The sequence below is a fragment of the Selenomonadales bacterium genome (assembly GCA_017442105.1).
In the GTDB taxonomy this organism is placed as follows: Bacteria; Bacillota; Negativicutes; order RGIG982; family RGIG982; genus RGIG982.
On the sequence record JAFSAX010000219.1, the window covers coordinates 1 to 2,722 of the forward strand.

Below are 2,722 nucleotides of genomic sequence, written 5' to 3' on the forward strand. Positions count from 1 at the left end.
AAGTGCGTGGTGGGCCCACTTGGGATCGAACCAAGGACCAACCGGTTATGAGCCGGTGGCTCTACCGCTGAGCTATAGGCCCGATTTGGTTGCGGGGACAGGACTTGAACCTGCGGCCTTCGGGTTATGAGCCCGACGAGCTACCAACTGCTCCACCCCGCGATATTGCTTGCGATATAGCCTAATAAGAATAGCACTTATAGCGCCTCTTGTCAAGAAATAATATGCAATTTTGGCGAGGTTTATGCAGGGAAGATACGCGAAGGCGTAAAAATCGCTTCATCCGCATACAAAAAAGCAGGAGCACAAAGCCCCTGCCTTTTATTTTGCTGTACTGCGCTGTTTTCTTTGCTTGTTCCAATACCAGATCATCGGTCCGATCAGCGTCGGAAGCCCGATGAGAAGCGACACCCTGAGGTCGTCGAGGAACGCCATGACCACAAGGCAGATGACCTGTGCCCAGATACCGAACAGCGTCACGTACGGGAAAAACGGTGTCTTATATTTCAGCGTATGCTCCAGATTCGCCAAGCGGAGCTTCTTGCGGAAATTGTACTGGCTCCAGCAGATCGATATCCAAGCCATCGCGCCTGCGAAGCCCGACAATGCCAAGAGGTATGTATATGCCATCTCGCTCGCATCGAGCGTATAGAGCCCGATGATGACCCAGCACCCTGCGATCGATGCCAGCACCGCATTGCGCGGAACGTAATTGCGGTCGAGCTTGCCCATCGCCTTCGGTGCCATGCCCTCGCAGCCGAGTGCGAACAGCGCGCGCACACAACCGTACAGACCCGAATTCGAACAAGAGATCGCCGCCGTCAGTACGACGAACGCGAAGATACTGCCTGCCCAGTGGAACCCGTGCGCATTGAGAGCCGCGGCGAACACGCTCTCCGACAGCGTCGCCTCCGTCCACGGATAGATAGAAAGAAGAAGCGTTATCGGAATGATGTAGAGTGCGATGATGCGCCACGTTACATTGCGCACCGCCATCGGAATACTCTTTTCCGGATTCTTGCACTCACCTGCTGCCAAGCCGATGATCTCCGACCCCTGGAAATTGACCAGTATCATGACCATCGTCAGAAGCACGATCGTGTATCCGTTCGGCGTAAAGCCGCCGCTCCCCAGAAGGATAGACGTACCGATGAACTCTTCGCCCGTAAGACCGAGCATGACCGCTGCCGCGATCGCCACGAACATGACGAGCGCAGAGATCTTTATCAGCGCCAACCAAAACTCCGTTTCGCCGAACTTATCGACTTGGAACAGGTTGATCGCCGTAACGAGAAGTCCCAGAAGCACAGCCCACGTTACCTGACTGACCTCGGGAACGAAACTATTCATAATGATACCGCCCGCTATCATCTCGGACGGAACGTATGCTATCCACGTGACCCAATATGCCCATCCGACCCCACAAGCCCAGACGGGGGAGATATGTTCTCGTGCGTACCCGATGAATGAAGTTGCCACAGGCCTTGCTACCGCAAGCTCACCCAAGCAAAGCATAACACAAAGTACGATCAGACCGCCTAAGAGATACGACAAGATCGCCGCCGGCCCTGCCTGCTCCAAAACATATCCGGTACCCAAAAAGTACCCGCTGCCGATAATACCGCCCAGCGCAAGAAGCTGTAAGTGACGTGGTTTTAATCCTCGGCTGAGATTTTGTTCCTGCTCTTTCATGAGCTCCGTAACACTTCCCTTCTGTATACAATATTAAGTGGTATCATTATACAACATTTTTCGTCATTTAACAGTATTTTTTACGAAAAAACCTAGGATTTTTTGCGACCATACGGAAAAATCCTCCATTACCTCGCATCTCGACCAAAAGATATGCGATTTCCTCTCGTTTCCTCCCATACCTTACTAAATAAGACGCTCTTTCACACGCGAAAACGACAGCCGCCTCTTGCCCCAAGCGATACCGATTCAGTATAATAGAAGAGAGGTGACATCATGAACGAATATTTGACCGTACAAGGATACGGCGAAGCGACCTACATCATACAGCGCTCCCGATTCCTTACCTATATAACACCCGTAGAAACGGAAGAAGAAGCCGCAGCCTTCATCTCCCGCATCCGAAAAAAACATTACGACGCCACGCATAATTGCGCCGCCTACACCATAGGACTGAATGACGACATCCAAAAAGCAGACGATGACGGCGAGCCCTCGGGCACCGCAGGCCGTCCCATGCTCGAAGTCCTCAAAAACCGCGGGCTCAAAAACACCTGCGTCGTCGTCACACGCTACTTCGGCGGTATCAAGCTCGGCGCGGGCGGACTTGTACGCGCCTACGGCAAAGCCGTCACCGAAGGCATCGACGCCGCAGGTATCTATCGCATGATGCTCTACGGCAAATGGCACGTCGAGATTTCCTACGAGCTTCTCGGTGCAATCGAAAACCAGCTCCGTACAGGCGGATACCACATCGCCGACAAACAGTTCACCGACGTCGTCGTACTTACCATCTGCGCACCCAAGACAGACGGCGAGCGCCTTGTGAGTGAACTTACCGACTGGAGCGGCGGCCGTGCCATCGTGCGTGATGCAGGCGAAGAATACACCCCCGTCGAACTCGACGAAGAAGAATAGACAGGAAATCGGCTGCGCCTCCCTCTAATGCGAAAGGCAGCGCGGCATTGCCGTGACGGAGGGAGAAAACAAGCAGACATCCCCAAGCCTCCCTCTGACGAGGGAGGTGGCA

2 protein-coding genes and 2 tRNA genes are annotated in these 2,722 nt (G+C 53.6%); 1 reads left to right on the forward strand and 3 read right to left on the reverse strand.

Annotated elements, in window-relative coordinates; genetic code table 11:
* Positions 1 to 7 precede the first annotated feature (7 nt).
* From IJN28_08325 to IJN28_08335, 3 genes are all read right to left on the reverse strand, one after another.
* A tRNA-Ile gene (locus tag IJN28_08325) sits at positions 8 to 82 on the reverse strand.
* 4 nt (positions 83 to 86) lie between these two features.
* A tRNA-Met gene (locus IJN28_08330) sits at positions 87 to 162 on the reverse strand.
* Positions 163 to 321: 159 nt separating this feature from the next.
* Positions 322 to 1,692, reverse strand: coding sequence for an amino acid permease (locus IJN28_08335; protein ID MBQ6713774.1), 1,371 nt, complete (start codon positions 1,690 to 1,692; stop codon positions 322 to 324).
* 276 nt (positions 1,693 to 1,968) lie between these two features.
* Here IJN28_08335 and IJN28_08340 point away from each other — a divergent pair, with 276 nt between their 5' ends.
* The gene (locus IJN28_08340; protein ID MBQ6713775.1) at positions 1,969 to 2,610 is read left to right on the forward strand and encodes a YigZ family protein; all 642 of its coding nucleotides are present in this window, start codon (positions 1,969 to 1,971) and stop codon (positions 2,608 to 2,610) included.
* The last annotated feature ends 112 nt before the right edge of the window (positions 2,611 to 2,722 follow it).